2 protein-coding genes are annotated in these 2,183 nt (G+C 55.4%); one reads left to right on the forward strand and one right to left on the reverse strand.

The features are described from left to right. Nucleotides 1-903: ABC transporter substrate-binding protein (locus EOA27_RS33125; protein WP_210214192.1), on the reverse strand; the 903-nt coding region annotated here is incomplete at its 3' end. Nucleotides 904-1,830: 927 nt separating this feature from the next. On the opposite strand from EOA27_RS33125, the gene EOA27_RS33130 reads away from it, so the two are divergent. Continuing rightward, nucleotides 1,831-2,019, forward strand: a complete 189-nt coding sequence (locus EOA27_RS33130) for a hypothetical protein (protein WP_189562219.1) — start codon at nt 1,831-1,833, stop codon at nt 2,017-2,019. Nucleotides 2,020-2,183: the final 164 nt, after the last annotated feature.

Here is a 2,183-nt window from a genome sequence, read left to right on the forward strand (position 1 = left end):
GATCTGAAGGGGGCCGTAAAATCCCTCTGCTACTTCGGGGAATTCTCTCCGGAACGCTTCATCGACAAAGTCGGCCTGCCCGAACACTCCCGGTCGGTAATCGATGTCGCGCATCGCTGTCAGCAAGGCACCGCCCTGTACAGCGCCCATCTGAAGCCCCACCCAACTGGCACCGCTCTTTTTTAGGTCGAGCGCGACGGACGCGAAGTCCTCCTCGTCAGTAGAAATTACAACATCTGCAACGGTGCTAAGGCCTTTCGGGGCGAGAGCCTCTTCGACGCCTTGGACCGCATCCATGCCATGTTCGGTTGAGAAGTGGACAATTGCCACCCCACCAGTACTGGAGCCCAGCCCCTCATGTTCGGCCAGGTATTCCACCACTCGCTTAAATTGCGGTCTAAGATCGGTCCAAATATTGAACGTCAATGGACGTTTCTCTGTTCCCATCGAATTGCCTGGCGCAAAGGGAGCAATCGCTGGGACTTTCGCTGCCTCTAGGAGCGGCGCTGCCGCAAGATAGGTCGGCGTTCCGACGCCCCCAACCCATGCGAAAATCTGATCCTGCTCGATAAGACGCCTTGCACCTGCAAGAGCTTTCGATGGTTCGTAGGCATCATCATAACTAACAAAGTTGATCTTCCTACCATGTAGGCCGCCACCTTTGTTAAGCTCGTCGATGGCGGCTTGCAGCCCGGCGTTTGTCTCCTTGCCGATGTACCCGAATTGACCGGTTAGAAGTGTGGTGCTCCCGACGTTTATGGCCTCACTCGTCACCCCCGTCTGGTCGCCGCTCTCACAACGGTTGTCCTGGGCATGAGCTGCAAGGCTGACCAAACTGGCTGCCCCAAGAAAAAACGAAATGATGCAGTTCCGACGGATCCAGTTTACACGTTTGAAGATCATTTCAATCCTCCCGTTAAGCTTCTGTGAAACGGTGTTATTGGGTGACCAAGGCTTTTGCCCTCCTGCCCACCCAATTTGCACCAACAACGCGATATCTGCTGTCGAGGATATCTCCTGTCGAGTTTGTCGACCTCCTTCCATCCACGGATTGAATCCTTCAGCTTCCTGATCGTCCACAAGCTTACGGCAAGCGCCCCTCACATGCAAGAGGTTTGTCACAGTACAATCTGTCTCCTTTTTGATGACTCAACCCTTTGATATCACGGGCTAAAAGCATAAGGTGGGCAGTTGTTTGGCAATTGAATCGATGTAAAGACATAGTGCAATTGTATGCCGTGTTCATGCACAAGCCCCGACGGACCGCCGTCTGCCACCCCTTGATCGCGAGAGGAAGGTTCAGGAGTGATGGAGTCTATGCCCAAGACTGCTGGCTCGTCGGCATTACAATCGGCGTCGACGTGGGCGGAACCTTTTCGACGGCGTCCTCACTGTGGCGAGATCGGTGGCACAAGCTACGCCATCGCAGTCGTCAAGAACGGTCAACCAAGGATGCGGTCAGAGACCTAGATCGCCGGCTCATCTTGTGCCGTGTCGAAGGTAGTTCGCTGCATCAATTGAGTTCGAGTCCCGACGTTTCACGGGTTTGCCTTGTGGCTAACGCATGCGGGAACAGCCGATCGCTTCGGCTTCAAGGGGGCGGTGCTTGCCGGCTTTCAGTTACCCCCATCTCGTGAGCAAGCCCGAATGATTTGAGCTGTTGCGCTGCAGGAATTGCCCATGATTCCTTGCCTGCACTCCATCGCGGAGGACGGTGCCATGGAGGGAACGGCAGAAGCATGGTTTGAACGTGAGCTTTCCGAATGCAGGTTTCGGACGAGCATTTGACCCAAACGGTTGCGCCAGCTTGTGGAGTGCATGGAGGGCGCCATGGGAGCCAGCATTCCGTTGGCGTGCCAGGACTGGGCCAACACCGGGCGGCGTATCGCTTCTTTTCGAATGATTGGGTCAACAACGAGGAGATACTCGCCGGTCACTTCACGCGCAGCCGTTTTGCCGCGACGACCGGTCCGATCCTGGTCCTGCAGGACACGACGGAGACGGCATTTTAGCCTCTGAGAGAGAGCGTGAGCCTGCGAATGAGCGCACCATAGCGATCTTTAAAGCAGAATTCTCCTTATTTGACGGTTTGTGTCACCGAAATTCGGAGCAGGATTGGGGCGCGGGTTTTATGCGATTAGTTTCGCACGCGCCGTTCGCCACTTGAGCCTACAGGTTGCGAT

Origin of the sequence: Mesorhizobium sp. M2A.F.Ca.ET.037.01.1.1 (assembly GCF_003998075.1) — a bacterium.
Lineage (GTDB): Bacteria > Pseudomonadota > Alphaproteobacteria > Rhizobiales > Rhizobiaceae > Mesorhizobium.